The organism is Gemmatimonadales bacterium (genome assembly GCA_035502185.1).
Classification (GTDB): domain Bacteria; phylum Gemmatimonadota; class Gemmatimonadetes; order Gemmatimonadales; family JACORV01; genus Fen-1245.
Window position 1 is genome coordinate 20,361 of the sequence record DATJUT010000007.1, and the last position, 26,066, is coordinate 46,426.

27 protein-coding genes are annotated in these 26,066 nt (G+C 73.5%); 7 read left to right on the top strand and 20 right to left on the bottom strand.

Annotation, left to right across the window (positions count from 1 at the left end):
• Positions 1–31: 31 nt before the first annotated feature.
• From priA to VMF70_00610, 5 genes are all read right to left on the bottom strand, one after another.
• A complete protein-coding gene (priA, locus tag VMF70_00590; GenBank protein HTT66498.1) occupies positions 32–2,482 on the bottom strand; it encodes a primosomal protein N' in 2,451 nt (816 codons plus the stop codon).
• A gap of 117 nt (positions 2,483–2,599) precedes the next feature.
• Positions 2,600–3,625 (bottom strand): dipeptide epimerase, encoded by a 1,026-nt coding sequence (locus VMF70_00595; protein HTT66499.1) that lies wholly within the window; start codon positions 3,623–3,625, stop codon positions 2,600–2,602.
• A gap of 43 nt (positions 3,626–3,668) precedes the next feature.
• The gene (locus tag VMF70_00600; GenBank protein ID HTT66500.1) at positions 3,669–4,583 is read right to left on the bottom strand and encodes a histone deacetylase; all 915 of its coding nucleotides are present in this window, start codon (positions 4,581–4,583) and stop codon (positions 3,669–3,671) included.
• A gap of 58 nt (positions 4,584–4,641) precedes the next feature.
• On the bottom strand, positions 4,642–4,914 hold the full coding sequence (locus tag VMF70_00605; protein ID HTT66501.1) for a hypothetical protein: 273 nt from the start codon (positions 4,912–4,914) through the stop codon (positions 4,642–4,644).
• Positions 4,911–5,189 carry a hypothetical protein gene (locus VMF70_00610; GenBank protein ID HTT66502.1) on the bottom strand — a complete coding sequence of 93 codons (279 nt, stop codon included), beginning with the start codon at positions 5,187–5,189 and terminating at the stop codon, positions 4,911–4,913. The genes VMF70_00605 and VMF70_00610 overlap by 4 nt, the downstream gene beginning before the upstream one ends.
• Before the next feature lie 198 nt (positions 5,190–5,387).
• Here VMF70_00610 and VMF70_00615 point away from each other — a divergent pair, with 198 nt between their 5' ends.
• A complete protein-coding gene (locus tag VMF70_00615; GenBank protein HTT66503.1) occupies positions 5,388–5,864 on the top strand; it encodes an Hsp20/alpha crystallin family protein in 477 nt (158 codons plus the stop codon).
• Between the two features lie 57 nt (positions 5,865–5,921).
• On the opposite strand, the gene VMF70_00620 is transcribed toward VMF70_00615, so the two are convergent.
• Genes VMF70_00620 through VMF70_00630 form a run of 3 tightly spaced genes read right to left on the bottom strand, consistent with a single transcriptional unit; the run spans position 5,922 to position 9,444 of the window.
• Positions 5,922–6,638, bottom strand: a complete 717-nt coding sequence (locus VMF70_00620; protein HTT66504.1) for a hypothetical protein — start codon at positions 6,636–6,638, stop codon at positions 5,922–5,924.
• A 20-nt stretch (positions 6,639–6,658) separates the two neighbouring features.
• The gene (locus VMF70_00625; GenBank protein ID HTT66505.1) at positions 6,659–8,113 is read right to left on the bottom strand and encodes a hypothetical protein; all 1,455 of its coding nucleotides are present in this window, start codon (positions 8,111–8,113) and stop codon (positions 6,659–6,661) included.
• The gene (locus VMF70_00630) at positions 8,110–9,444 is read right to left on the bottom strand and encodes a glycine--tRNA ligase (GenBank protein ID HTT66506.1); all 1,335 of its coding nucleotides are present in this window, start codon (positions 9,442–9,444) and stop codon (positions 8,110–8,112) included. Before VMF70_00630 ends, VMF70_00625 begins: the two co-directional genes overlap by 4 nt.
• Positions 9,445–9,649: 205 nt before the next feature.
• Here VMF70_00630 and VMF70_00635 point away from each other — a divergent pair, with 205 nt between their 5' ends.
• The 4 genes from VMF70_00635 to VMF70_00650 all read left to right on the top strand — a co-directional run bounded on the left by VMF70_00635 (position 9,650) and on the right by VMF70_00650 (position 13,621).
• Complete coding sequence (locus VMF70_00635; GenBank protein ID HTT66507.1) at positions 9,650–9,928, top strand: PqqD family protein; 279 nt, start codon at positions 9,650–9,652, stop codon at positions 9,926–9,928.
• Positions 9,928–10,788 (top strand): hypothetical protein, encoded by an 861-nt coding sequence (locus tag VMF70_00640; GenBank protein HTT66508.1) that lies wholly within the window; start codon positions 9,928–9,930, stop codon positions 10,786–10,788. The genes VMF70_00635 and VMF70_00640 overlap by 1 nt, the downstream gene beginning before the upstream one ends.
• On the top strand, positions 10,785–11,261 hold the full coding sequence (locus VMF70_00645; GenBank protein ID HTT66509.1) for a hypothetical protein: 477 nt from the start codon (positions 10,785–10,787) through the stop codon (positions 11,259–11,261). Before VMF70_00640 ends, VMF70_00645 begins: the two co-directional genes overlap by 4 nt.
• Before the next feature lie 65 nt (positions 11,262–11,326).
• Positions 11,327–13,621 carry a polysaccharide biosynthesis tyrosine autokinase gene (locus VMF70_00650; GenBank protein HTT66510.1) on the top strand — a complete coding sequence of 765 codons (2,295 nt, stop codon included), beginning with the start codon at positions 11,327–11,329 and terminating at the stop codon, positions 13,619–13,621.
• Between the two features lie 52 nt (positions 13,622–13,673).
• Here VMF70_00650 and VMF70_00655 read toward each other — a convergent pair whose 3' ends face one another.
• The 5 genes from VMF70_00655 to trpS are packed head-to-tail and all read right to left on the bottom strand — an operon-like array spanning position 13,674 to position 19,090.
• The gene (locus VMF70_00655; protein HTT66511.1) at positions 13,674–14,957 is read right to left on the bottom strand and encodes an adenylosuccinate synthase; all 1,284 of its coding nucleotides are present in this window, start codon (positions 14,955–14,957) and stop codon (positions 13,674–13,676) included.
• A gap of 37 nt (positions 14,958–14,994) precedes the next feature.
• Positions 14,995–15,897 (bottom strand): dihydrodipicolinate synthase family protein, encoded by a 903-nt coding sequence (locus tag VMF70_00660; protein ID HTT66512.1) that lies wholly within the window; start codon positions 15,895–15,897, stop codon positions 14,995–14,997.
• Complete coding sequence (locus tag VMF70_00665) at positions 15,894–17,075, bottom strand: PilT/PilU family type 4a pilus ATPase (protein HTT66513.1); 1,182 nt, start codon at positions 17,073–17,075, stop codon at positions 15,894–15,896. The genes VMF70_00660 and VMF70_00665 overlap by 4 nt, the downstream gene beginning before the upstream one ends.
• Positions 17,076–18,110, bottom strand: coding sequence for an NAD(P)-dependent oxidoreductase (locus tag VMF70_00670; GenBank protein HTT66514.1), 1,035 nt, complete (start codon positions 18,108–18,110; stop codon positions 17,076–17,078).
• A complete protein-coding gene (gene trpS / locus VMF70_00675) occupies positions 18,107–19,090 on the bottom strand; it encodes a tryptophan--tRNA ligase (GenBank protein HTT66515.1) in 984 nt (327 codons plus the stop codon). The genes VMF70_00670 and trpS overlap by 4 nt, the downstream gene beginning before the upstream one ends.
• 35 nt (positions 19,091–19,125) lie before the next feature.
• Between trpS and VMF70_00680 the strand changes: the two genes are divergently transcribed.
• Together VMF70_00680 and ftcD are read left to right on the top strand one after the other, a co-directional pair.
• Positions 19,126–19,959: an inositol monophosphatase family protein gene (locus VMF70_00680; protein HTT66516.1), complete on the top strand. Its 834-nt coding sequence runs from the start codon at positions 19,126–19,128 to the stop codon at positions 19,957–19,959.
• Positions 19,960–20,019: 60 nt separating this feature from the next.
• Entirely contained in the window at positions 20,020–21,525 is a 1,506-nt protein-coding gene (ftcD, locus tag VMF70_00685; GenBank protein HTT66517.1) for a glutamate formimidoyltransferase, read from the top strand.
• Between the two features lie 28 nt (positions 21,526–21,553).
• Here ftcD and map read toward each other — a convergent pair whose 3' ends face one another.
• From map to rplR, 7 genes are all read right to left on the bottom strand, one after another.
• Positions 21,554–22,324, bottom strand: coding sequence for a type I methionyl aminopeptidase (gene map / locus VMF70_00690; protein HTT66518.1), 771 nt, complete (start codon positions 22,322–22,324; stop codon positions 21,554–21,556).
• Positions 22,321–22,881 (bottom strand): adenylate kinase, encoded by a 561-nt coding sequence (locus VMF70_00695; protein ID HTT66519.1) that lies wholly within the window; start codon positions 22,879–22,881, stop codon positions 22,321–22,323. The genes map and VMF70_00695 overlap by 4 nt, the downstream gene beginning before the upstream one ends.
• 199 nt (positions 22,882–23,080) lie before the next feature.
• On the bottom strand, positions 23,081–24,394 hold the full coding sequence (gene secY, locus VMF70_00700; GenBank protein ID HTT66520.1) for a preprotein translocase subunit SecY: 1,314 nt from the start codon (positions 24,392–24,394) through the stop codon (positions 23,081–23,083).
• 3 nt (positions 24,395–24,397) lie between these two features.
• Positions 24,398–24,856 carry a 50S ribosomal protein L15 gene (gene rplO, locus VMF70_00705; GenBank protein ID HTT66521.1) on the bottom strand — a complete coding sequence of 153 codons (459 nt, stop codon included), beginning with the start codon at positions 24,854–24,856 and terminating at the stop codon, positions 24,398–24,400.
• On the bottom strand, positions 24,856–25,074 hold the full coding sequence (gene rpmD, locus VMF70_00710; GenBank protein ID HTT66522.1) for a 50S ribosomal protein L30: 219 nt from the start codon (positions 25,072–25,074) through the stop codon (positions 24,856–24,858). The genes rplO and rpmD overlap by 1 nt, the downstream gene beginning before the upstream one ends.
• Positions 25,064–25,690 (bottom strand): 30S ribosomal protein S5, encoded by a 627-nt coding sequence (gene rpsE, locus VMF70_00715; protein ID HTT66523.1) that lies wholly within the window; start codon positions 25,688–25,690, stop codon positions 25,064–25,066. The genes rpmD and rpsE overlap by 11 nt, the downstream gene beginning before the upstream one ends.
• A gap of 3 nt (positions 25,691–25,693) precedes the next feature.
• The gene (gene rplR / locus VMF70_00720) at positions 25,694–26,065 is read right to left on the bottom strand and encodes a 50S ribosomal protein L18 (GenBank protein ID HTT66524.1); all 372 of its coding nucleotides are present in this window, start codon (positions 26,063–26,065) and stop codon (positions 25,694–25,696) included.
• Position 26,066 lies beyond the last annotated feature (1 nt).

Below are 26,066 nucleotides of genomic sequence, written 5' to 3' on the forward strand. Positions count from 1 at the left end.
GAACGGCCGTAGGCGAGTTCAATACCGCGTCTCAGAGCAGGGATGCCGGGTCGCGGTCCACGACCAGGCGCGCGCCGGCCGGCACGGGAGCGCGCGCCGCCAGGTAGCCCGCGAGCCGCGTCAGCGCGCCGTCGTCGGCCGCCTTGACCAGCAGGTGCCAGCGCCACCGGTCCCGTGCCCGCTCGATCGGACAGGGCGCCGGCCCCAGCACGGCCGCGTGCACGTCGGCCCGTGCGGCGAGCAACGCCCGCAGCCACGCCCCCACGCGCTCCGCGGCCCGCGCCACGACCCGCTCGTCCCGGCCGCTCAGCACGACGTTGGCCAGGTGCACGTGCGGCGGGTACGGCGGGTTCCGCCGCTCGGCCAGCTCCGCCTCGACGAACCCGCGGACGTCGTGGCCGGCGGCGTGCACGATGGCGTGGTGGGAAGGCGCCCAGGTCTGGACGATCACCCGCCCGCCCAGCGGCCCCCGGCCGGCCCGCCCGGCGACCTGCGTCAGCAGGTCGAAGGTGCGCTCGGCCGCCCGGAAGTCCGGCAGGTTGAGCGCGACGTCGGCGTCCACCACGCCCACCACCGTGACCCGCGGAAAGTCCAGGCCCTTGGCGATCATCTGGGTGCCGACCAGGACGTCCACGGTCCCGGCCTCCACCCGCTCCAGGATGCGCTGGTGTGCCCAGCGCTCGCCGGTGCTGTCGAGATCCATCCGCGCGATCCGCGCCGCGGGGAACCGCTCCGCCATGAAGTCCTCGACCTGCTGCGTCCCGGCGCCCCGGTAACGGTGGACCTCGGCGCCGCAGTCGGGGCACGCCGTGGGCGGGCTCTCCCGGTGGGCGCAGTGGTGGCAGCGGAGCGCGGCGGGCGCGCGGTGGTAGGTGAGGGCGACGCTGCAGTTGGGGCAGTCCCACACCCGGCCGCACGAGGGGCACTGCACGAACCGGCTGAAGCCGCGGCGGTTGAGGAGCACCATCGCCTGCTCGCCGCGCTCCAGCGCGCCCCGCACCGCGGCGTCCAGCGCCTCGCTCCAGGGCACCGCGAGCGACCCCGCCACCCGCGGTGCGCTCCTCAGGTCCACCACCTGGACCGGCGGAAGCGGGCGGGCGCCCACCCGTTCGGGAAGCTCGACGAGGCGGAGCGCGCCGTTCCCGGCGGCCGCCCAGCTCTCGAGCGACGGCGTCGCGCTCCCCAGGACGACCGTGGCGCCGGCCAGCGCCGCGCGGCGCAGCGCGACCTCACGCGCGTGGTAGCGCGGCGCCTCGCCCTGCTTGTAGGAGGCGTCGTGCTCTTCGTCGAGCACGATGGCCCCCAGGCGCGGGATCGGCGCGAACAGCGCCGACCGGGCACCGATGGCCACCCGCCGCCGTCCCTCGCGGAGCGCGCGCCACGCGTCGTAGCGCTCGCCGTCCGACAGGCCGCTGTGCAGCACGGCGACGTCGTCGCCGAACACGCCCTTCAGGCGCGCCACCGTCTGCGGCGTGAGGGCGATCTCCGGCACCAGCACGATCGCGCCGCGCCCCGACGCGACCACGCCGCGCAGGTACTCGAGGTACACCAGCGTCTTCCCGCTGCCGGTGACGCCGAACAGCAGCGCCGCGCCGCCCGGCGGCAGCGCGCCGAGCGCCGCGACCGCCGCGCGCTGCGACTGGGTCGGCTCCGCCGGCGGCAGGCTCGGCGCGAGGCTCGCGAACGGGTCGCGGACCCGCGCCTCCACCACGCTCCGGGCGTCGCCGCGCTCCACCAGCGCCGCCAGCACCGCCCGCGAGAGCCCGCGCCGCTCCAGGGCCGCCGCGGCCGCCCGCCCCCCGAGGGAGAGCAGCACCTCGTAGGCTTCGCGCTGCTTCGGCGCGCGCGCGAACCGCCGGTCGAGATCCATCAGGTGGTCGTAGCGGGCCGCCAGTTCGAGCATCCGCTCGCCCCGCTCCGCCGGCGCGGTGCGCGGCGGCCTCGTCACCAGCTGCGCCAGGCCGTCGGCCGCCAGCCGCCGCACCAGCCTCAGGCCCGCTCCGCCGCCCGCGCGCCGCACGGCGGCGAGCGGGATCGCGCGGCCGGGCCGCGCGAGGAGGCGCGCGAGGGCCTGGGCGGCCGGTCCCCGCGCGCGGCGCAGCGCCGCGGCGCCCGCGCTCTCCAGCGCCCCCGCCGCGACGACGACCACGGGCTGCCCCACCGAGAACAGCGCGGCGGGCAGCATCGCGCGCAGCACCAGCCCCGGCGGCGCCGCGTAGCGGTGGCCGACGTACCGCGCCAGCGCCAGCAGGTCCGGCCCGAGCACCGGCTCCGGGTCCGGTGCCGCGAGGAGGTCCCGGGCCCGCGCCTGCGGCGCCGGCCGGTCCACCGCCGTCACGATGCCGATCATCTCGCGGTGCAGCACGGGCACGACCACCCGGCAGCCCGGCGTCACCGGCCCGGCCAGGCCGGCCGGCACGGCGTAGGTCAGGGGCGTGGGAAGGGCGAGCGGCAGGGCGACGTCGACGAACCCGCTGCTCATCGCGCCGCCCGCCCGATGCGCCTCGGCCGCCGCGGAGTCATCGCGCCGTGAGTGGCCTGGGCAGCCCGACGCGCGTGCTTCGCGCCGCCCGCCCCATCCGCCTCGGCCGCCGTGAGATCACCGTCGCGTGACGCCGAGCCCCGGTGCGGTCGGGAGCGCGATCCGGCCCCCGTCGATCGAGGCGCCCGCGAACGGGTCGTGCGCCAGGAGCGCGGCCCCGTCGAGGTCCACCAGATCCAGCAGCGGCGTGAAGTGCGCCGCCGCGGTGATGCCGAGGGAGGTCTCCACCATGCAGCCCACCATCACCGACAGGTGGTGGGCACGCGCGACCGCCACCATCCGCAGGGCCTCGCGCAGCGAGCCGCACTTGGCCAGCTTGATGCTGATCCCGTCCACCGCGCCGGCGAGCCCGGGGATGTCCGACGCCACCCGGCACGACTCGTCGGCGACGATCGGGATGCGCGAGGCGCGGTGCACGGCGGCGAGGCCCGCGAGATCGTCCGGCGCCACCGGCTGCTCGATCAGCGCCACGCCCATCTCCTCGAGCAGCGGCAGGCGCGCGATGGCCTGCTCGGCCGACCACCCCGCGTTCGCGTCCACCCGCAACGGCTTGTCCGTCGCCTCGCGCACGGCGCGCAGCATGCGCTCGTCGTGCGGCGTGCCGACCTTGATCTTGAGGATCGGCCACGCCGCCGCCTCGCGCACCTTGGCGCGCACCACGTCGGGCTCGGCGATGCCGATCGTGAAGGACGAGAGCGGCGCGCGGGCCGGATCGAGGCCCCACAGCTTCCACAGCGGCACTCCGAGCCGCTTCCCCGCGAGGTCGTGAAGCGCCGCCGACAGCGCGACCCGGGCGGACGCGTTGCCCGCGAGCGCGCGGGCCATCGCCGCCTCGGCGCCCTCCAGGTCGAACGGATCGGACGGCAGCACCGGCTCGAGGCGGTGCAGGGCCGCCGCGACGGTCTCCGCCGTCTCGCCGTAGTACGGGGACGGGTCCGCCTCGCCCCAGCCTTCCACGCCATCGGCGTCGGCGAGCCGCACCCACACCCGCCGGTACGACTCGTTCGTGCCCCGCGCGATCGTGAACGGATGACGCGTCCGGACTTCGAGGACCTCGAACGCCAGCTTCAGCGCCACGCTCACCCCTCGCTCCGCCGACGAGGCGCCGGCACGGCCCCCCGGAGCCTCACGTCGCCAGCGCCTGCACGTGCCGCACCGCCGCGGCGGCCAGCCGCGCGGGATCGTAGCCGCCCTCGAGGACCGAGATCATCGCGGCGCCGGACGCCCGGCGCCGGATGGCGTGCGTCAGGTCGTGGTAGTCGTCGGGCTCCAGCGTGAAGCCGCCGAGCGGATCCCCGTTCAGCGCGTCGAAGCCGGCGGAGACGATCACCAGCGACGGCAGGAATCCCGCGACCGCGCGGTCCACGGCGCCCAGCAGGTCGGCCACGTAGCGCTCGCGCGGCAGCCCGGGCGGCCGCGGGACGTGGAACAGGTTGCCCGCGCCGACGTCGTCCTCCGCGCCGGTGCCCGGGTAGTAGGGCCACTGGTGCAGCGACACGTAGCGCACCCGCGGCTCGGCGCGGAACGCGTCGGCCGTGCCGTTGCCGTGGTGGACGTCCCAGTCCACGACGAGCACGCGCTCCGCACCCAGCCGCTCGAGGGCGGTCTGCGCCGCGACCGCGGCGTTGTTGAGCAGGCAGAATCCCATGGCGCGCGACGGCGTGGCGTGATGGCCGGGCGGCCGCACGGGGCAGAAGGCGGCGCCGCCGCCGGCGAGTGCCAGCTCGGCCGCCCGCACCACCGCTCCCGCCGCGCGCCACGCCGCCTCCAGCGAGCCGGGTCCGAGGTAGGTGTCGGGGTCGAGGGCGCCGCCGCCGCCGCGGTCGAGCGCCTCGAGGCGGGCGAGGTAGTCCGCGGCGTGCACCCGCAGCACGTCGTCGCGCTCGGCGTGCGGCGCCTCCACCCAGTGCGCCATGCCCTGTTCCACCGGGCCCGCGGCCAGCGCAGCCCGCACCGCCTCGAGCCGCGCCGGCGATTCCGGATGCCACGGCGGGGTGCAGTGCTCCAGGCACGCCCGGTGGGTGACCAGGCTGACCGTCACGCGCCCCTCCGGCGGCGCCCCCGGCTCCCGCATTGCCGTCGGCCGCCGGGGCACGGGCTCATCGCACGGCGCGCCGGCGCGCCGGCAGCACGACCAACGCCGCCCCGTCCGGGACCGCCAGGTCCGCGAGGGACCGCGCCTCGTTCGCGATCAGCGCCCCGCCGTACTTGACCACGAACTCGGGAGCGCGGGCCGCGCCTATGCGCGCCGCGGCCAGCGACCGCTGCTTCACCGCCGCGATCTTCTCGTTCGCCCGCATCTCGAGCGGGTACACCTGCCACGCGTCGGCGACCGTGACCCGGAGCCGCAGGGTCGTGGGCACCGGCGTCACGGCGTCACCGTCCCGGGCGGTGCCTCGTCCAGCGTGGAGAGGAAGCGGCGCACCTGCTGATCGAACAGGAGGGTCGAGCCGCGCACCGTCGAGCCCGAGGCCGCCGGCGCGGCCGCGATGACGATCTCCTCGCCCCCCTGCCCGCGGAACGCCACGTGCGCCGCGCTCTCCCGCTCGAGGAAGGCCCCCGTCGCGGGCACCCGGGTGGAGAAGAAGTCCTTGGCGCGCCGGAGCACCTCGCCCGGCGGCAGGGTGGTGGACGTCTCGTAGATCATGCCTTCGCTCCTGGTTCGTGGGCCGCCGCCGTCTGCCGCCCTGACTCGCGCCTTGCAGGAATGACCGGCGGGCCCGCCGCGATGGCCGGTTCCGGGGCCCGGGAACGGGCACGCCCCTTGCCTTCCACGCATGCGGAAGCCGGCCACGGTGGCCGGCCGCACCAGGACAAGGTAAGCGACGAGACAGGAGGTTGCACGATGTTCGCCATCACCCGTTCCACCCACCCGCTGTTCGACGGCGTGCCGACGATCAACGGCCGCCTGGGCCGCCTCCTCGACGAGGCGTTCCGCGGCTGGCCGCTGTCCACGCAGGACGACGGCGCCTCGCTGGTGGGCCCGTGGACCCCGCCGGTGGACGTGGTCGAGGACAAGGACGCCGTCCAGATCACGGCCGAGCTGCCGGGCATCAAGCCGGAGGACGTGAAGATCTCGGTCGAGAACAACCTGTTCACGATCCGCGGCGAGAAGCGCCAGACGGCCGAGGAGAAGACCGACCACGCTCACCGCTACGAGCGGTACTACGGCGTGTTCGAGCGCTCCTTCACCGTGCCCTCGACGGTGGACGCCGAGCACATCAAGGCGACCTACGACCTCGGCGTGCTGACGGTCCGGCTGCCGAAGCTCGAGCGGGCCAAGCCCCGTCAGATCGAAGTGAAGGTCGAGAGCGCGAAATAACCCGAGATGGTTGGCGGGTTGCCGGTCGTGGGTGGTGGGGACGACGACCACCACCCACTACCCGCCGACAGTTCCCTGCAACTCGACCCGCCGCACCTCCGGCCTCCGGAACAGGTCCCGCCATCCGGGCCGCCGGCGCACCACGACCACCAGCTCCCCCGCCGGCTCCGGCTCGACCCCGTCCACGGTGACGAACAGCACGTCGGGGACGCGCTCGGGCAGGGCGACACGGTACGTGCGCCCGTGCCAGCCGAACTCGAGCGAGGTGCCCGCGGCGCGCCGCCAGGCGCGACGGCCGAGCGGCCGGTCCACGAACACGTCGTCCTCGACCTTGGTCACGCCCGGCGCGACCCGCTCGCCGTCCCGGAAGAACAGCGGGTCGAACGGCTCGCCTTCCTGCCGGGCGTAGTTGGCCTCCACCGCGTCGTCGAACGCCTCGAGCGCGGCTTCGTTGGCCCGCCACTCCAGGTGGTGGCGCACCTCGTGGGTGAGCGTCTCCCAGGCCTCGTGCCGCCAGTCGAAGCTCGCGTCGCCGGCCGCCAGTGCCGCGAACGAGCCGTGGTGGAGGTAGACGGTGGAGCGGAGCTGGGCGCCCTCGTCGCCGGGCGCGCCGAAGACGTGGGGGACGCACTCGCCCATGGTGTAGATGCCGGCCCGCACCGGGTGCGGCACCCGCTTGGGCGTGACCTCGACCTCGACGATCCCCTCGCGGAACTCGGGCGGCAGTTCGCGGATCATCCCGCGGACCATCGCCTCGAAGTCGCGCCGCCGCATGCCGCCGGAGAACGCCGCCGCTACGCCAGCGCCGCCTCGGCGCGCTCGATCAGCGGACCGAAGTCGAGCCGGCGGCGGAGCACGCCCGTGGCCAGGGCGACGGCGTCGTCGCGCTGGCCCCGCGAGAACAGCTCGAGCAGCCAGGCGCCGCAGCGCGGGTTCCGGAACCAGTCCTCGTCGAACCGCTCCCGCAGCGAGGCCGCCAGCAGCGCCTCCAGCTGCCAGGCCCGCAGGTAGCGAGCCGCGTAGAAGCCGTCGTCGAGGTCCAGCAGCGCGTCCTCGTCCGCGTACCGGAATCCGGTCGCCTCGCTCAGGAGCGGCGCGTACGCCTGGACGCCCGCCCCCAGGCCCGGGGCCCGGTGCAGCGCCAGCTCGTAGCGGAGCTTCGCGGCGTAGCGCCGGAGGATCGCCAGCAGCGCGAAGGCCTGGGAGCGCTCGAAGGCGCGCCGCCGCTCCCCCGCGAGCGGGGTGAAGCGCGCGAGCCACCCCGGCGCCACGACCATGTGCTCGAACAGCATCGCGAACGCCTCGGTGACCGAGTTGTCGCCGAGCCAGCGGTGCTCGAACGGCAGAGCGCGCGCGATGTTCGCGAAGTGCTGGGCGTGGCCCAGCTCGTGCCAGAACGCCCGGTAGTCGGTCTGCCCGCCGAACGGCCGGATGACGAGGTACACCTCGTCCGGCACCTTGACCGGCGAGCAGAACGCGCGCGAGCGCTTGCGCTCGCGGTCGTCCGCGTCGTAGCGGATCCGCCCGCCGGCCTCCGCGTCCAGCCCCATCTCCGCCAGCTGCCGGCGCGCCGTCGAGACCAGCTCGCCGCCGGGGAAGAACTCGTCGAACCCCGCGCCGCGGAACAGGTACGCGGCGTCGGCCCGGTCGGCGTCGCCGGGTTCCAGGCGCAGCTCGCGCTGCAGCAGCTCGCGCAGGGTGTCGCGGTAGACATTCTCGGTCCCGGCGAGGAAGCCGGCGCACGCCTCGCCCAGGGCCGGCAGGTCCACGCCCGAGAGGCGGGAGCGCGCCGCCACGACGTCGCCCAGCCCGAGCCCAGCCAGCAGGTCGCGCTCGGTCTCCAGCCGCTCGCGGCGGATGGCGGACGGCGCCGCGAGGAGCGAGCGCCGCACGGCGTCGATCGCCAGCCGGCGTGCCCGGTCCGGCTCGTTCGCGATCTCGATCGCGGCCCGCTGGTAGGGCAGCGTCTCGCCGTCCTCCAGGGGCAGCACGGCCTGCGCCTCCCAGGCGTGCAGGCGATCGTCGAGCGCCGCGACCGCCCGGCCCACCCGGTTGTCCACCACCCATTCGAGCAGCTCGCGGTGGCCGCGCGCCGCGGCGACGGCCGCGTCGTCGGCCAGGTCGGGGTAGCGGCCGAAGATCTCCGCGAAATGCGACTCGGCCGCGAGGCCCGCGCCCGTGCGGTAGCTCTCCTGGCCCAGCTCGCCGCACATCGCTTCGCCGCGGCGCCGCAGCTCCTCGACCATCACGGGGCCAGCCGCTCCGCCAGCCAGGTGGCGAGGCTCGCCGCCGCGATGCGGTCCTGCACCAGCGTGTCGCGATGCCGGACGGTCACCGTGCCGTCCTGGGTCGTCTGGCCGTCCACCGTCACGGCGAACGGCGTCCCCGCCTCGTCCTGCCGGCGGTAGCGGCGCCCGATCGAGCCGCCGTCGTCGTAGAACATCGTGAAGCGGCCCCGCAGCTCGTCGTAGATGCGGCGGGCGATCTCGGGCATCCCGTCCTTCTTGACCAGCGGCAGCACGGCCGCCTTGATCGGCGCGATCTCGGGCCGGAAGCGGAGCACCACCCGCGCCTCGCCCTCGACCGTGTCCTCGTCGTAGGCGTCGCACAGCACGACCAGGGCCAGGCGGTCGGCGCCGAGCGAGGTCTCGATCACGTACGGCAGGTAGCGCTCGTTCCGCTCCTGGTCGAAGTACTCGAGCTTCTTGCCGGACGCCTGCTGGTGGCGCGACAGATCGAAGTCGGTGCGGTTGTGGATCCCCTCGAACTCCTGCCAGCCGAACGGGAACTCGAACTCGATGTCGTAGGCCGCCTTGGCGTAGTGCGCCAGCTCGCCGGGCCCGTGCTGGTGCCAACGCAGCTTCGCGGCGTCGCGCACCAGCGCCGCCTGCCAGGCCATGCGCTGCTCGCGCCAGTACTCGAACCACTTCTCGTCCTCGCCCGGCCGCACGAAGAACTGCATCTCCATCTGCTCGAACTCGCGGGTCCGGAAGATGAAGTTCCCGGGCGTGATCTCGTTGCGGAACGCCTTCCCGATCTGCGCGATGCCGAACGGGATCTTCTGCCGCGAGCCCTGGAGCACGTTGAGGTAGTTGACGTAGATGCCCTGCGCGGTCTCCGGCCGCAGGTACACCACCGCCGCGTCCTCCTCCACCGGCCCCATGAACGTCTTGAACATCAGGTTGAACATCCGCGGCGCGGTGAGCGAGCCCCGGGTGCCGCAGGCGGGGCACTGCGCGTCGGGCTGCCCCGGCGTGCCCTTGATGCGCGGGTCGTCGCCGCGGAAGCGTTGCTTGCAGTGCTTGCAGTCCACCAGCGGGTCGGTGAACCCCGCCACGTGGCCCGAGGCCTCCCACACCCGCGGCGACATCAGGATGCCGGCGTCCAGGCCCTCGATGTCGTCCCGGGCGTGGACCATCGCGCGCCACCAGCGGTCCTTGATGTTGCGCTTCAGCTCGACGCCCAGGGGACCGTAGTCCCACACCGAGCCGAGGCCGCCGTAGATCTCCGACGACTGGAAGACGAAGCCGCGCCGCTTCGCCAGCGACACCAGCTTCTCCATGCGATCGCTGTCCGCCATGAGCCCTGCTGAACCCGAGGTGGAGGTTGGAGGAGGCGGAGGAAATTACCCCCGGTCCGACGGTGCGAGCAAGCAGCGTCTCGCCCGCGCGTGGCCCGGGGCCCCCCCGGCGCGCGCACCCGGCGCCCTCCCGGCCGGAAGTGGCGTAACCGGAAGTCCGCGAGAGGGTTGTGCAATCCGCCACAGTTTCCTATCTTGGCGTTTCATGACCGAAGCTGGCGTCCTTTCGCGCCCGGTGGCGCGGCCCGACCTATTGCTCAGGCGGGTCGGCTCCGAGTGGGTGCTCTACGATGCGGCGCGGGCGAAAGCCCACGTCCTCAACCTCACCGCCGCCGTCATCTGGACCTACTGTGACGGGACCTTCGAGCGATCGGCAATCGCCGACGCGATCGTCAGGGACGTGCCCGGCCTCGACATCACCCGCATCAAGGACGACATCGACGACGTGCTCCGCCGGTTCGCCGACGAGGGCCTGCTGCGCTAGTGCGCGAGCGGCGGATCGCCGTCGCGCCCCAGGTCCTGGAGTTCGCGAGCGACGACCCCATCGCCGCGCGGGCGCTGGCCGCCCTGTACCACGCGGAGCCGGCGACCACGCTCGAGCCGACCCTCCGCTACGCGCTGCGACGCGCGCCCCGCGGCGCGGCCGAGGGCTGGGTGGCCACGAGTCCGGCGCGGGCGGAGTTCGGGCCGGCCGCCCTCGGCGACGCCTGGGCCTTTCTCGAGTGGCGCGCGACGGAGGACCTCCTCAACCAGCCGACCCCGGACGTCGTGTTCCTGCACGCGGGCGGCGTGGACATCGGGGGCCGCCTCGTCCTGATCGTGGGCGACTCGGGGTCCGGCAAGTCCACGCTCGTCGCTCACCTGATGCTCCGCGGGCATCGGATGCTCGGTGACGACGTGGTGCGGTTTGCACCAGCCGACGGAGCGTTCTCCGCGGTCGGCCGGTCGGTGAAGCTCGATGCGAACTCGTTGCGGCAGATGCCCTTGATCGCGGGCCGCTGCGCGGCAGCGGTGGTCGGAACGGTTCTTGCCGCCGGTTCCTATTATGTCAGCCCTGCGGCATTTCGCCGTAGCTGGCAGGCGGACGCCGGGCGGCCGTGGGCCGTCCTCCTGCTCGATCCGCGCGACCGGGCGGGCTCCCCGGGGGTAGTGCGGACGAGCGAGGGCGAGGCCGCAGTGTACGTTACGCAGAGAGTGCTGGGCGAGGCCGCGGGCGATGCGCCGCGGCAGGAGGACCTGACGGTGCGTCTACTCGATTGTCTGGCCGACGTGGCCGCCTACCGCGCCGTCGGCGGCGACCCCGCCGCGGTGGCCGCGGCCCTGGAGCGGGAGGCCGCGCGGTGAGCCCCGGCCCAATTCCGACGGCCGGCGGCGAAGTCAGCCGGCGCGAGATGCTCGGCGCGCTCGCGCGCTGGAGCGTGCCGACCGTCCTCACCATCGCCCTGGCCGCGCGCACGGCCGCCGCCGCGTCCTGCCCGCCGTGCACCAAGAAGTCGGGCGGCCGGTGCCGGGCCTGCACGATGAACCAGATCCTCAATTGCCAGTGCGAGCCGTGCCTCGGCGCTCCGTACTGCTCCAACGGCGCCCGCGCACCCACCGCCGACCTCCAGGGCGCGCAGGCCTCACCGCTCGCCCGCAGCCCGCAGGCCATTCCGCTGTTCGACCTGAACCCGAACCCGCTCTACTCGCCGTACCAGGCCTCTCCGTTCGGCCGGCCCTACGGCGCGCGTCCCTACGCCACGTTGCGCGATTCCGTGCTCCAGTCGAGGAGCAGCCTGTACGAACGCTTGCGGTCTGAACAGCGGAGGCCTTTCTGAGCCCGTCACCGAGCGGCCGGACCCACGGCCTCAGCCCCGAGCGCCAGGTCCACCTGCGGGACATCGTGCGCGTCCTGGCGATGCACTGGAAGATCGTCGGTGTGGTCACCGTGGTTGCGGTGGTCGCGGCCTACACCTCCGCGCGTCGCGCCGTGCCGCGCTACCGTTCGGACGCCTCGTTCCAGGTCGGCTCCAAGAAGTACGGGGCCACGCGGCTCGAGGAGCCGCAGGTCAACGAGCTCGACATCAAGACCGACCCGGTGCTGTCGGAGGCGCTGTTCCTGAAGACCCAGAACCTCGCGCTCGCGGTGGCGGACTCGCTGGGCCTCCAGCTCCGGCTGCTGGACGGGCGAATCGGACGCGCCAACGTCCTCGACAACGTGCGGGTCGCGCTCGCCGCGCCCAACGACACCTTCGCGCTCGTCCTCAAGGGACCGGCCGGCTATGAGGTGCAGGACGCCCGTGGCAGGGTCCTCGACGCCGGGAGCTACGCGGTGCCGGTGGTCGACACGGTGCACGGGTTCCGCTTCGTGGTCCGGCCCGCCGACGTGACGCGCACCATCCGGTTCGCGATCGTCGCGCCGGTGACGGCCTCGGGCGAAGTGCGCGGGGGGATGGGCTTCGACGTCCAGTCGGGCACGACGGTGGTGGGTGCCTGGTACGAGGGCGAGGACCCGTCGCTCGCTCCGGACGTCCTCAACCAGGCGCTGGAGATCCTGCGCTGGAACGGCGTGGCGCGGCTGCGCCAGACGGCGGCCCAGCGCGAGGACTTCCTCAAGAGCTCGCTCGACGAGGCCGGAGGCCAGTACCGGCAGGCGCTGGCGGCGCTCCAGCAGTACAAGGAGACCCAGCACGCGACCGACCTGAGCGCCGAGGAGCAGGCCCTGCTGAACTCGCTGCAGCTGTTCGAGCGCGAGAAGCAGGAGCGGCGGGAGGACCTGGCGCTGCTGCAGGGGATCCTGGGGCCGACGTCCGACGGGAACGTGACGCTGGACGTGCTGAACCGGCTGGCGGCGATGCCGGACATCGACAAGAACACGGCCATCGCCTTCCAGATGCAGAACCTGCTCAAGCTCTACGACGACCGGCGCAGCCTCACGGCCGGGACGCTGGGCCTGCGGGAGGACAACCCCTCGGTGCAGGCGCTGGACCAGCGGATCCAGCAGGCGGGCCGCGCGCTGCGGCAGGCGGCGCAGGCGACCGAGCAGAGCCTCCAGGCCGACGTCGCCGCCGTGGACGCGCGCATCGCGGACCTGCGGGGCCAGCTGGCCGCCTACCCGGGCAAGGAGACGCGGATCGGGCAGCTGGAGCTGGACGCGTCCCTGTACAACGACACCTACCGCTACCTGCTGACCCAGCTGCAGGCGGCGCAGATCTCGTCGGCCACCATCTCGCCGTACGTGGACATCGTCGAGACGGCGACCGTCGCGTCGCGGATCGGGATCGGCACGCGCCAGAAGGTGACGATCGGCCTGCTGATCGGCCTGTTCCTCGGCGTGGTGAGCGCGTTCTTCCTCGAGTACCTCGACCAGACGATCAAGTCGTCGGCCGACATCGAGCGGGCGCTCGAGGTGCCGGTGCTGGGCCTGATCCCGGTCGATCCGCGCGGCGGGCACGACCGGCGCAACGGCCGCCGGCACGGCGCGATCCCGCTGATCACGCGGGCGGCGCCGGACGATCCGACCAGCGAGGCGTACCGGGCGTTGCGGACCAACGTCACGTTCGTCCGCGCCGAGCAGCGCGGCCTGCAGGTCATCTGCGTCACCAGCCCTGGCCCGGGCGAGGGCAAGAGCACCACCGCCGCCAACCTGGCGATCACGCTGGCCCAGCAGGGCGCGCACACGCTGCTCGCGGACGCGGACCTGCGGCGGCCGCTGGTGCACCGCGCCTTCAACCTGGTGCAGGAGCCCGGGCTCACCGACATCTTGGTGGGCACCGCCACGCTGCGCGAGGCGGTGCGGCCCAACGTCATCGGGGGCCTCGACGTGCTCCCGGGAGGCGCGCTGCCGCCCAATCCGTCCGAGCTGCTGGGCTCGGAGGCGATGCACCGGCTCCTTGCCGAGCTGCGGACGCAGTACGACTACGTGATCTTCGACACGCCGCCGGCGCTGGCCGTCACCGACGCCACCGTGCTCGGCGCGGGCGCCGACGCGGTGATCATCGTGCTGCGGGCCGGCGAGACGGAGGAGGTGGCCGCGCAGCGCACCGTCGAGCTGTTCCGCCGGGTGCAGGCCCGGGTGGCCGGCACCGTCCTCAACGGCGTCGAGAAGGCGCGCGACCGCTACTACTACTACGACTACGGGCATCCGGCGGGACCGCCGGGACGCCTCGCGGCGTTGCGGGGCAAGCTGGGGGTCTGAAGCAGGACGACGCGGGTTCCGACGTCGGGGCCGTCGGGACGGTCACGGCCCATCATTCGACGGCGATGAGCTGCTCCCGCCTGGTTCCCACGCCCACGTACTTCACCGGCGTGCCCGCCAGCTCCTCGAGCCGGTCCAGGTAGCGCCGCGCCGCATCCGGCAGGTCCGCGAGCCGCCGCGCCTCGCCGGTCGTCCGCCGCCAGCCCGGCATCAGCTCGTACGCCGGCTCCACGCCATCGAGGGTCGCGACGTTGTCCGGCAGCTCGTCGAGCCGCTCGCTGCCCAGCCGGTAGTGCGTGCACACCGGCACCGTCTCGAAGCTGTCCAGCACGTCCAGCTTGGTGACCGCGAGTCCCGAGAGCCCGTTGACGCGCGCCGCGTAGCGCACCACGACCGCGTCGAACCAGCCGCACCGCCGGGGCCGCCCCGTCGTGGCACCGAACTCGTCGCCCAGCGAGCGGAGCCGCTCCCCTTCCGCCGGCGCCGCCTCGGTCGGAAGCGGGCCGTTGCCCACGCGGGTGGTGTAGGCCTTCACGATGCCCAGCACCGCGTCGATCGCCGTCGGCCCGATGCCCACCCCCACGGCCGCCCCGCCCGCCGTGGTGTGGGACGAGGTGACGAACGGGTAGGTGCCGTGGTCCACGTCGAGCAGCGCGCCCTGCGCGCCCTCCAGCAGCACGCGGCCGCCGGCAGCGAGGGTGTCCGCGACCAGCTTGCCCGCGTCGCCCACGAACGGCAGCAGGCGCGGCGCCAGCTCCAATAGCAGGCCCTCCACCTCCCCGGGCTCGCACCGCTTGCGCGAGCCCGACTGGGCCAGCATCGCGTTGGCGCGCTCGCAGCCGGCACGAACCAGCTTGGCGACGATCTCGGGGTGTCGGAGGTCGCCGACCCGCACGCCGCGCCGCCCGTACTTGTCCTCGTACGCGGGACCGATGCCCCGGGCGGTGGTGCCGATCTTCTTGCTGCGCGCGCTCTCGGCGTCGAGCAGCTTGTGGTACGCCAGCACCAGGTGCGCGCGATCGCTGACCGTCAACCGGCCCTGGACGGTGACGCCGCGCCCGACGAGGGCGTCGATCTCGTGGAACAGCGTCTCGGCGTCGAGCACCACGCCGTTGCCGATGACGCAGCCCGTGCCCGGATGCAGGATGCCGGCCGGGATCTGGTGCAGCACGAACTCGCCGCCCGGCGCGTCCACCGTATGGCCCGCGTTCGCGCCGCCCTGGTAGCGCACCACGAGCTGGGCGCGCTCGGCGAGGGCGTCCACGACCTTGCCCTTCCCCTCGTCGCCCCACTGGGCGCCGACCACCACGATGCAGCGGATGTCGGGGGAGAACATCAGCAGAAGGGTGTCGGGGGTAAGGGTGTCGGGTGACCTAGGCCGCGGCCTTGAGGCCGGCCGTGGCCAGGAGGTCCGCCACGCGCGAGCGCTGGCGGGCGTCCAGCGGCAGCAGCGGCGGCCGCACCGGGCCGCCCTCCAGGCCCACCAGGTCCATCGCCGCCTTCACGCCCGGCACGCCCAGCTCCCCGACGATCTCGCGCGCCAGCGGCACCAGCCGCTCCTGCTCCGCGCCGGCCGACCGGCGGTCGTCGGCGCGGAAGGCGCGATACAGCCGCGCGCATTGCTCGGCGGCGAAGCAGGCGACGGCCAGGATGCCGCCGTCGGCCCCCAGCTCCAGCGCCGGGTAGAACAGCGAGCCAGAGCCGACCAGGGCCCGCAGCCGCGGCGCCGCCGCCCGATAGGCGGCCAGCAGCTTGAGGTCGCCCGAGGAATCCTTGAAGCCGGCGATGCGCTCGTGCTCGGCCAGCGAGCGCAGCACGCCGTCCTGCAGCATCACGTGGGTGTGCTTGGGGATGTTGTAGACCAGGATCGGGATGGGGCTGGCGTCGGCCACCCGCACGAAGTGGCCCACCAGCGCCGCCGGCGAGAGCGCCGGCCCGAAATAGGCCGGCGGCCGCACCAGCGCCGCGTCGGCGCCGGCCGCCGCGGCGCGCTCGGTGGCGCGGATCGTGGCGCGGGTGGATTCCGCGCCGGTGCCGGCCACCAGCCAGCGGTCGTCGGGCACCACGTCCCGCAGCCACTCGACCAGGCGCGCCGATTCGTCGTCGTCGAGCAGCGGCCCCTCGCCGGTGCTCCCGCTCACCACGATCCCGTGCAGCCCGCGGGCCAGCAGCTCGCGCGCCGCCGAGCGCAGCGCGACCGGCGCCACGTCGCCCGTCTCGCGGTCGAACGGCGTGGTGACCGGTGCGAGGACTCCGTGCAGCGCTTCGGCCTTCACGAGGGCAGCATGCTCGACAGGTCGTCGGTGAAGCCCTCCGGCCGCTCCGGCGCGGCCTTGGCGCCCGAGCCCCGGTCGGCCGGGACCCGCGCCTTGGTCGAGAGCCGGGAGCGGCGGCGGAAGGTCTTCATCTGCAGCTCGAAGTCGGACGGGTTCGTCGCGTGCGCCAGCGCGACGTCGTAGTCCACCACGTCCTCCTGCACCAGCTCCATCAGGTGCTGGTCGAAGGTCTGCATCCCGTACTGCTCGCGGCCCTCGGCGATGAACTCCCGGATCTCGCCGGTGCGGTTCTTGTCCAGGATGAGGTCCTTGATCGTCGCCGTGACCAGCATCACCTCGACGGCGGCCGCCCGCCCGTGGCCGTCCTTGCGCCGCAGCAGCCGCTGCGAGACCACGGCGTGCAGGGTGTCGGCGAGCCGGACGCGCACGATATCCTGCTCCTCCGGCGGGAACATCCCCACCACGCGCGCGACGGTGGTGGTCGCGTCGGGCGTGTGGAGCGTGGACACCAGCAGGTGGCCGGTCTCCGCCGCCTTCATCGCCGTGTCGACCGTCTCGGGGTCGCGCATTTCGCCGATCAGGATGACGTCCGGGTCCTGGCGCAGCGCCGCCCGGAGCCCGGTGCGGAAGCTCTCGGTGTCGGTCCCGACCTCGCGCTGGGTCAGGCTGCAGTTGATGTCCCGGTGCAGGAACTCGATCGGGTTCTCCAGGGTGACCACGTGCTTCTGCTGGGTGCGGTTGATGCAGTCGATCATCGCGGCCATCGTGGAGCTCTTCCCGGAGCCCGTCACGCCGGTCACCAGGATCATCCCGCGCTCGGCGGCGGCGACGGTGGCGAGCACCGGCGGGAGGTGGAGCGACTCGAAGGTCGGCACCTCGAACGGGATCACCCGCATCACGATCATGAACGACGACCGCTGCCGCAGGATGTTCACCCGGAACCGGCCGATGCCCGGCGCGCCCCACGAGCAGTCGTAGTCCTGGATCCGGTCGATCCGGGCCTGGTCCTCGACGTTGGGGATGAACTGGAGCGCGATGGCCTTCGTCTGCTCCGGCGTCAGGCGCTGCTTGGTGAGGGGGACGAGCTTCCCGTCGATCCGCGCGCGGAACACGTCGCCCGCCTTGATGTGCAGGTCCGACGCCCCGCGATCGACCGCGGCCTTGATGATCTTCTCCATTCAGTACCCCGCGCCCGTGTCCACCACGTTCAACAGCTCCCGCCCCTCCCGGTACCGCGTCCAGTTCTCGAGCACCAGCGCCTGCTCGCGGGCCCAGAAGCCCGCCGTCGCCGCCGCGACGTGCGGATGCACCAGCACGCGCGGATGGCCCCAGAACGGGTGCTCCGGCGGCAGCGGCTCGCGCTCGAACACGTCCAGCGCGGCGCCGCGCAGCTTGCCGGACCCGAGCGCCGCCAGCAGGGCCGCCTCGTCCACCACGGCTCCGCGCGACACGTTCACCACCACCGCGCCGTCGGCGAGCAGCGCCAGCTCCGCCGCGCCGATCGCCGCGCGCGTATGGCCCGTGAGCGGCGCCGCCACCACCAGCGCCGCCGCGCCCTCGAGCGCCCACGTCGCCTGGCCCGGTCCCACGACCGGGATGCCCGCCGGCCCGCCCAGCGCCGGCCGGCGCCGCACGCCGCGCACCGCGGCGCCGAGCGCCGCCAGCCGCGCCGCCACGGCGCGCCCGATGCCCCCCAGGCCGTACACCGCCACGCGGCTGCCCGCCAGCTCCCGGAACGGACTCGGCAGCCCGGTCAGCTCCGCCTTCGCCCAGCGGCGCTCGCGCTGCGCGGCCGCGGCGAGGTCCATCGCGCGGAAGAAGTGCAGCACCGCGGCCAGCACCCACTCCGCGATCGGCTCCGCGTGCACGCCGGCCGAGTTGGTGAACACCACGCCCGACTGCCGCAGCGCCGCGCCGAGGCTCCCGCTCACCCCCGCGGCCGCGCTGTGCACCCAGCGCAGGGTCCCGCGCCCGGCCTCGAGCACCGCCTCGGGGATGCCCCACCCAATGTATATCTCCGCCCCGGCGGCAACAGCCACGGCCTCCGGCGAGCCGCCCGCCCCGTCCCCGTCGCTGTCGTTCGCGGCCGCCACCGATTCCACCCGCCAGGCGTCGCCCGCGGCGGCGGCCAGCGCACGCAGGAACGTCTCGGGGGGCCGCCACAGCGGCCGCTGCGACGCGAGGTCCAGCACCAGGCGGCGGGGCGTCGTCACGCCGACGGCGCGAACCCCATCAGGTCGCGCACCCGGCGCAGCGTCTTCTCGGCCAGCGTCCGGCAGTGCCCGGCCCCCGCGGCGAGGATGTCGCGCACGCGCTCGGGCCGCGCCTTCAGCTCCAGGGCACGCTCCCGGACGGGGGCGAGGGCCGCTATCATATTGTCCGCCAGCACGCGCTTGCAGTCGAGGCATCCCCATCCCGCCGTCCGGCACTGCGTCGCGACGTGCTCGATCTGGGCCGGCGTGGAGAGGTGCTGATGCAGGGAATAGATGTTGCAGATCTCCGGCGTGCCGGGGTCGCGCCTGGTCTTGCGCGCGGGATCGGTCATCGCGGGCCGGAGCTTCTCCCAGATCACTTCCGGCGTGTCCAGGACGCCGATGGTGTTGCCGAGGCTCTTGGACATCTTCGCCTTGCCGTCGAGGCCGACGATGCGGCGGGCCTTCGACAGCAGCGGCTGGGGCTCGGGAAAGAACTCCGTGCCGTAGCGCGCGTTCCAGCGCCGGGCGATTTCCCGGGCCAGCTCCAGGTGCTGGAGCTGGTCCTCGCCGACCGGCACCCGGTCGGCCAGGTAGAGCAGGATGTCGGCGGCCTGCAGCACGGGGTAGTTGAGCAGGCCGGCGGGGACGGTCTCCTCGCGGGCGGACTTGTCCTTGAACTGGGTCATCCGCTCCAGCTCGCCGAGCGGGGTGACGGCGCCCAGGGCCCATGCCAGCTCGGTGTGCTGGGGCACGTGCGACTGGACGAACAGCGTGGCGCGCTCCGGATCGATGCCGGCCGCGAGCAGGCCCACCGCCATCTCCAGCGTCCGGCCGGCCAGCTCCCTGGGCTCGTACGGCTGGGTGATCGCGTGGAGGTCCACGATGCTGAAGATGCATTCGTGATCCGACTGCAGGGCGACCCAGTTCCTCACCGCCCCGAGGTAGTTGCCGACGTGCAGCTCGCCCGAGGGCTGGATGCCGCTGAAGACCCGGTGCATCAGGGCAAGCTAAGGAACCGCGGGAGGTGTGGCAAGTGAAACTCGAGGCGCGCCAACTGCTGGCGGCGGCGCAACTTGCGGCCGATCGGGCCGCGGCGTTCCTGCGCCGCGAGGAGGGCCGGCTCGCGCCCGAGGAGTGGTCCGAGAAGGGGCGTGCGGACTTCGTCACCGAGGTGGACCGGGAGGCGGAGCGGCTGATCGCCGAGACCCTGACGCGCGCGTTCCCCGGCGGCGCGATCGTCGGCGAGGAGCTGACGCCGGTCGCGGCAGGTGCGAGCGCGGCGAGCCTGCCTTCCGGACTCACGTGGGTCGTGGACCCGCTCGACGGCACGACGAACTTCCTCCACCGCTTCCCCTGGTACGCCGTGTCCATCGGCGCGCTGGTGGACCGGCGGCACGTGGCGGCCGTCGTGCACCACGTGTCGACGGGCATCCGCTATCACGCGCTCGAGGGCGGCGGCGCGTGGCAGGACGAGGCGCGCCTCCACGTGTCCGCCGTGGCCCAGCCGAGGCTCGCGCTGATCGGTACCGGATTCCCGTACCGGTTCATGGACGAGTGGCCGCGCTACCGGGAGCAGTTCGCGGCCGTCGTCGGGAGCGCCGGCGGCGTCCGGCGTCCCGGCTCGGCGGCGCTCGACCTGTGCGACGTCGCGGCCGGCCGGTTCGACGGCTTCTGGGAGCTGTCGCTCGCGCCGTGGGACGTGGCCGCCGGCACGCTGATCGTGCGCGAGGCGGGAGGACTGGTGACGGGCCTCGCCGGCGAGACCGACGTCGTCCGCCAGGGCCCCATCGTGGCCGGGAATCCGGCGATTCACGGGTGGCTCCTCAAGCTGCTGAACGAGACGGACTCCGTCTCACCTCTCACCTGACCTCTCACCGCTCACTTGAACCTCTCACTTCTCACCCCTCACCTCTCACTCTGACCTGCCATGCCCCTCGTCGAATGCGTCCCCAATTTCAGTGAAGGCCGGAACGCCGAGCTGCTCGACGCCCTCCGCTCCGCCCTCACCTCCGTCCCCGGCGTGCGGCTGCTCGACGCCCAGGCCGACCCCAGCCACAACCGGTCCGTCTTCACGTTCGTGGCGCCACCCGATGCGGCGGTGGAGGCCGCCTTCCGGGGCGTGAAGCTCGCCTCCGAGCGGATCGACCTGCGGACGCACCGGGGCGAGCATCCCCGGATGGGGGCCGCGGACGTCGTGCCGTTCATCCCGCTCGAGGGCGCGACGATGGACGACTGCGTGGCCCTGGCCAGGCGGCTCGGCGAGCGCGTGGGCGCCGAGCTGGCGATCCCGGTCTACCTGTACGAGCGGGCGGCGACGCGGCCCGAGCGGGCGAACCTCGCCGACGTGCGGAAGGGCGAGTTCGAGGGCCTGCGCGAGCTGATCGGCACCGATCCGGCGCACGCGCCGGACTTCGGGCCGGCGAGGATCCACGAGTCGGCGGGCGCGGTGGCGGTGGGCGCGCGCCCGTTCCTGGTGGCCTACAACGTGTACCTCGGGACCGCCGACCCGGCGGTCGCCAAGGCGATCGCGAAGAAGGTCCGCACCGCCACCGGCGGCCTGCCGGCGGTGAAGGCGCTCGGGCTGCTGGTGGGCGGCGAGGCGCAGGTCTCGATGAACCTGGTGGACATCGACGTGACGCCGCCGCACGTGGCGTTCGAGGCCGTGGCGGCGGCCGCGCGCGATCTGGGCACCGAGGCGGCATGGAGCGAGATCGTGGGGATGGTGCCGGAGCGCTGCCTGCACGGCGCGACGGAGCGGCACCTGCGGCTGCGGGAGCCGGTGGCCGCGCACGTGCTGGAGGCCAAGGTGCGCTCGACCGCGGGCCCGACGCTCGGTGACTGGATGGACGCGGTGGCGTCGTCGAGCCCCGCGCCGGGCGGCGGCACGGTGTCGGCGGTGGCCGGCGCGATGGCGGCCGCGCTGGCGGCGATGGTGGGGCGGCTGACCGTGGGGCGCAAGAAGTACGCGGCCGTGGACGGCGAGTTCCGACAGCTGCTCGAGCGCGCGGAGGCGCTCAGGGTGCGGCTGATGCGCCTGGGGGACGAGGACGCGGCGGCGTTCAACGCGGTGAGCGCGGCCTATGCGCTGGCCAGGGAGCCCGAGGCGCCGCGCAAGGATGCGATTCAGAGGGCGCTGATCGGGGCGGCCCGGGTGCCGCTGGAGACCTTGCGCGCGGCCCGTGACGTGGCTGAACTGGCGGCGCGGGCGGCGGAGGCCGGCAACCGGAACGCGGTGAGCGACGCGGGCGTGGGGGCGCTGCTGGCGGGTGCGGCCGCACGCGGCGCCGCCTACAACGTGCGGATCAACGTGGCCGGGATGCCGAATCCCGCGGAGGCGGCCCCGCTGGTGGAGGAGGCCCGGCGACTGATCGCCGAGGCTGAGGGCGACGTCGCCCGCGCGACGGGGTTCGTGGAGGCGGCGATCGGCGGCTGACGGGCGAGGACTCCGAAGTCCTGCGCGTCTACCCGACCGGCACCGCCGAGGGGAGCGTCAGGATCTGCGGCCCGTTCTCGGTGACGTGCACCGTGTGCTCGAAGTGGGCCGAGAGCGAACCGTCCACGGTGACCACCGTCCACTTGTCGGGGAGGGTGCGCACCTCGGGCCGGCCCAGGTTGACCATCGGCTCGATCGCCAGCGTCATCCCGGCCAGCAGCCGCGGGCCGCGGTGCGGCATCCCGTAGTTCGGAATCTGCGGCTCCTCGTGGAACTGGCTGCCGATCCCGTGGCCCACCAGCTCCCGCACCACGCCGTAGCGCTCGGCCTCCGCCACCCGCTGCACCGCGCTCCCGATGTCGCCCACGTGCCCGCCGGCGCGCGCGGCCGCGATGCCGGCGGCGAGGGCACGCTCCGTCGTCTCGAGCAGCTTCCGCGTCTCGGGCGCCACCTCGCCCACCATCGCGGTCAGCGCCCCGTCGGCGTGCAGGCCGCCGATGCAGGCGCCGACGTCCACGCTGAGGATGTCGCCCTCCGCGAGGAGGCGCTTGCGGCTCGGGATCCCGTGCACCACCTCGGCGTTGAGGGAGGTGCACAGCGTGGCGGGGAACCCGTACAGCCCCTTGAACGACGGCGTCGCGCCGTCGTGGGAGCGGATGAACTCCTCGGCGAGCTGATCCAGATCCCAGGTCGAGACGCCCGCGGCCGCCCGCGAGCGCACCAGCGCGAGCACGTCGGCCACGACGTGGCCGGCCCGCGTCATCAGCTCGATCTCGCGCGACGACTTGATGGTGATCACGCCACGGCCCCCACGACCTCCCGCACCCTGACCTGGATCTCGTCCACGCCGCCCGTCCCGGGCACCCGTTTCACGACGCCCTGCCCGTCGTAGTGCGCCACCAGCGGCGCCGTCTGCTCGTGATACACCTTGAGGCGCTGTTTGATGGACTCGAGGTTGTCGTCGCTGCGGCCCTCCTTGGCCGCGCGCCCCAGCAGCCGCCGCACCAGCTCGTCCTCGGCGACCTCGAGCAGCAGGACCACGTCCACCCGGTCCCCGCGGCCGGCCAGCATCCGGTCCACCGCCGCCGCCTGGGGCACCGTGCGCGGGAAGCCGTCCATCAGCACGCCGCGCGCCCCCTCCTTCGACTCCAGGATCTGGCGGATCAGCCCGAGCACCACGTCGTCGGGCACCAGCAGCCCCTGGTCCATGTAGCCCTTGGCCTGGCGGCCCAGGGGCGTTCCCTGCTTCACGGCCGCCCGCAGCAGCTCGCCGGTCGAGATCTGGGGGATCCCGAGATGCTCGGCCAGCAGCTTGCCCTGCGTCCCCTTGCCGGAGCCGGGGGCTCCGAGGATCATGAGGTGCATGAAGGCCCGAAGAGCGTGAGAGGTGAAAGGTGAGCGGTGAGACGGGCAGGTGAGAAGTGAGAGGCAGAGCGTGAGAAGGTCAAGGGGTCACGGCCGGTGAGACGCGAGAGGTGAGAGGCCCACCGCCGCCTCTCACCTCTCACCTCTCACGGGAGCCTCTCACTCCTCACCTCTCACCTCTCACCTTCCGTCACATGTATCTCTGCCGCCCGCGGAATCTGACCCTTCCCTCCTTCATGAACCCGTCGTACTGCCGCAGGATCATGTGCTGCTGCATCTGCTGGACGGTGTCGAGCGCGACGCCCACCACGATCAGCAGCGCCGTGCCGCCGAACCGGAACGGGACGTTGAACCTGTCGAAGATGATGATCGGCATCACCGCGATCGCCGTGAGGAAGATCGCGCCGGGCAGCGTGACGCGCGACAGCACGTGGTCGATGTACTCGGCGGTGCGCGAGCCGGGCTTCACCCCGGGGATGAACCCGCCCTGCTTCTTGAGGTTCTCCGCCAGGTCCACCGGATTGAAGATGATCGCCGTGTAGAAGTAGGTGAAGAACACGATCAGCACCGTGTACAGCACGTAGTACACCCAGGAGCCCGGCTGGAAGTACTCCGCCAGGTCCTTCAGCGCCTGCACGTTGGAGAACTGGGCCAGGGTGCCCGGCACGATGATGATGGACTGCGCGAACACGATCGGCATCACGCCGGCCGAGTTGATCCGCAGCGGGATGAACGACTTCTGCCCCTCGCGGATCCGTCCTCGGCCCATCACCTTGCGCGGGATCTGGATCGGGATGCGGCGCGCCGCCACCGTGATGGCCACGGTCACCCACACCACGATCAGCATGATGAAGGCCAGCACCACGAGCCGCGGCCAGTCCACGGCGCCGGTGCGCAGGTACTCCGCCGTCTTGCCGATCGCCGGCCAGCCGCCCTGCACGATCGAGAAGAAGATCAGCAGGCTCATCCCGTTCCCGAGGCCGCGCTCCGTGATCTGCTCGCCGAGCCACATCACGAACACGCCGCCCACGGTGAGCACGAAGGCCGTGGTGAGCCGGAAGCCCCAGCCCGGCGCGGCCACCGCGCCCTGGACGACGCCCTCGATGAAGATCGCGATGCCCCACGCCTGTCCGGCGGCGAGCCCGACGGTGAGGTAGCGCGTCCACTGGGTGATCTTCTTCCGCCCCTCCTCCTCCCGCTGGAGCTTCTCGACGTACGGGAAGACCGCGCCCATCAGCTGCCAGAAGATGCTGGCCGAGATGTACGGCATGATGCCGAGGGCGAAGACGGTCGCGCGCGACAGCCCGCCGCCCACGAACATGTCGTACATGCCCAGCAGACCGCCGCCCTGGCTCTTGAAGAACTGCGTGAGCGCGTTGACGTCCACGCCCGGCACGGTGATGTGGGAGCCCACCCGGTACAGCAGCAGGCACAGGAGCGTGAAGAGGATCTTCTCCTTGAGCTCGGGGATCTTGAACAGGTTCGGGATCCGCGGCGCGGTCACCGGCTACTCCTCGATTCTCCCGCCGGCGGCTTCGATCTTGGTGCGCGCCGGGGCGGAGACGGCGAGCCCCTTGATCACCAGCCCCTGGGGCGCCTCGCCGTCGCCCAGGACCTTGACGGGCCGGTCCGCGTCGGCCACGATCCCCGCCTCGGCCAGCGCGGCCGCCGTCACCTCGCGGCCGGCGAACGCGCCGAGCGCCTTGAGGTTCACGGGCTGCGCGGCCTGTTTGAACGGGTTCGTGAACCCGCGCTTCGGGACGCGCCGGATCAGGGGCATCTGCCCGCCCTCGAACCCGGGGCGCACGTGCCCCCCGGTGCGGGCCTTCTGGCCCTTGTGCCCGTGCCCGGACGTCTTGCCGTGCCCGGACCCGGGGCCGCGGCCGCGCCGCTTGGGCGGGTGGACCGAGCCCTTCGGCGGCTTCAGCGTGTCGAGACCGACCCTCTCGACGACCTTGTCGGCCATCAGCCCTCCCCGACCGGCGTCACCTCGATGAGGTGCCGCACCTGGTTCAGCATGCCGCGGAGCGACGGCGAGTCCACCACCACCACGACGTCCTGGTGGTGCTTGAGGCCGATGGCGCGCAGGGTCCGGCGGTGCGCCGCCGGATGCCCGATGCCGCTCCGCACCTGCTCGACCCGCAGCCGGCCCCCGGCCGCCCGCGCCTTCGACTTAGCTGGCACGGCCCGGCTCCCCCTGGCGCGCCCGGTACCCCAGCGACGACACCTCGACGCCCCGCTCCTTGGCGACCCGCTGCACGGTGGTGAGGTGCTTCAGGCCGTCGAGCGTGGCCCGCACCATGTTGTGCGGGTTGTTGCTGCCCAGGCTCTTGGTCAGGATGTCCTGGACGCCGGCGCACTCGAGCACGGCGCGCACCGGCCCGCCGGCGATGACGCCGGTCCCGGACGCCGCCGGCTTGAGCAGCACCCGGCCCGCGCCGTGCTTGCCGATGATCTCGTGCGGAATGGTCGCGCCGGTGCGCGGCACGCCCACGAGCGCGCGGCGCGCGGCCTCGACCGCCTTGCGCACCGCCTCGCTGACCTCGTTCGCCTTCCCGGTCGCGACGCCCACGTGGCCCGCCCCGTCCCCCACGGCCACCAGCGCATTGAAGCTGAAGCGCCGGCCGCCCTTCACGACCTTGGCGACGCGGTTGATGCTGATCACGTTCTCGATCAGCTCGCTCTCGCGGTCGCGGTCCCGGTCGCGCCGGTCGCGGCGCGGCGCATCGCGGTGCTGGCCCTGCGGCCCCTGCGGCCCGTGCGGCCCGTGCTGTCCCTGCTGCCCTGGCTCCCTGGCCATCCTCTAGAACTCCAGTCCGCCCTTGCGCGCGCCTTCGGCGACTGCCTTGACGCGCCCGTGATAGGCGTAGCCCGCCCGGTCGAACACCACCCTGGTGATGCCGCGCTCCTTCGCCCGCTGGGCGAGGGCCATCCCGACGGCGTAGCCCCGCCCGACCTTGCCCTTGGCCGCCGGCTCCACCTTCTCCGAGTTGTCGGCGACGCCGAGCAGCACCACGCCCCGGTCGTCGTCCACCAGGTGGGCGTAGATGTGCTTCAGCGAGCGATACACCACCAGCCGCGGCCGCTCCATCGTCCCGCTGATCTTGCGCCGCACCCTGAGGTGCCGCCGGCGGCGGTGCTGGTTCGCCGACTTGGGCTTGCGTACCGGTCTCATG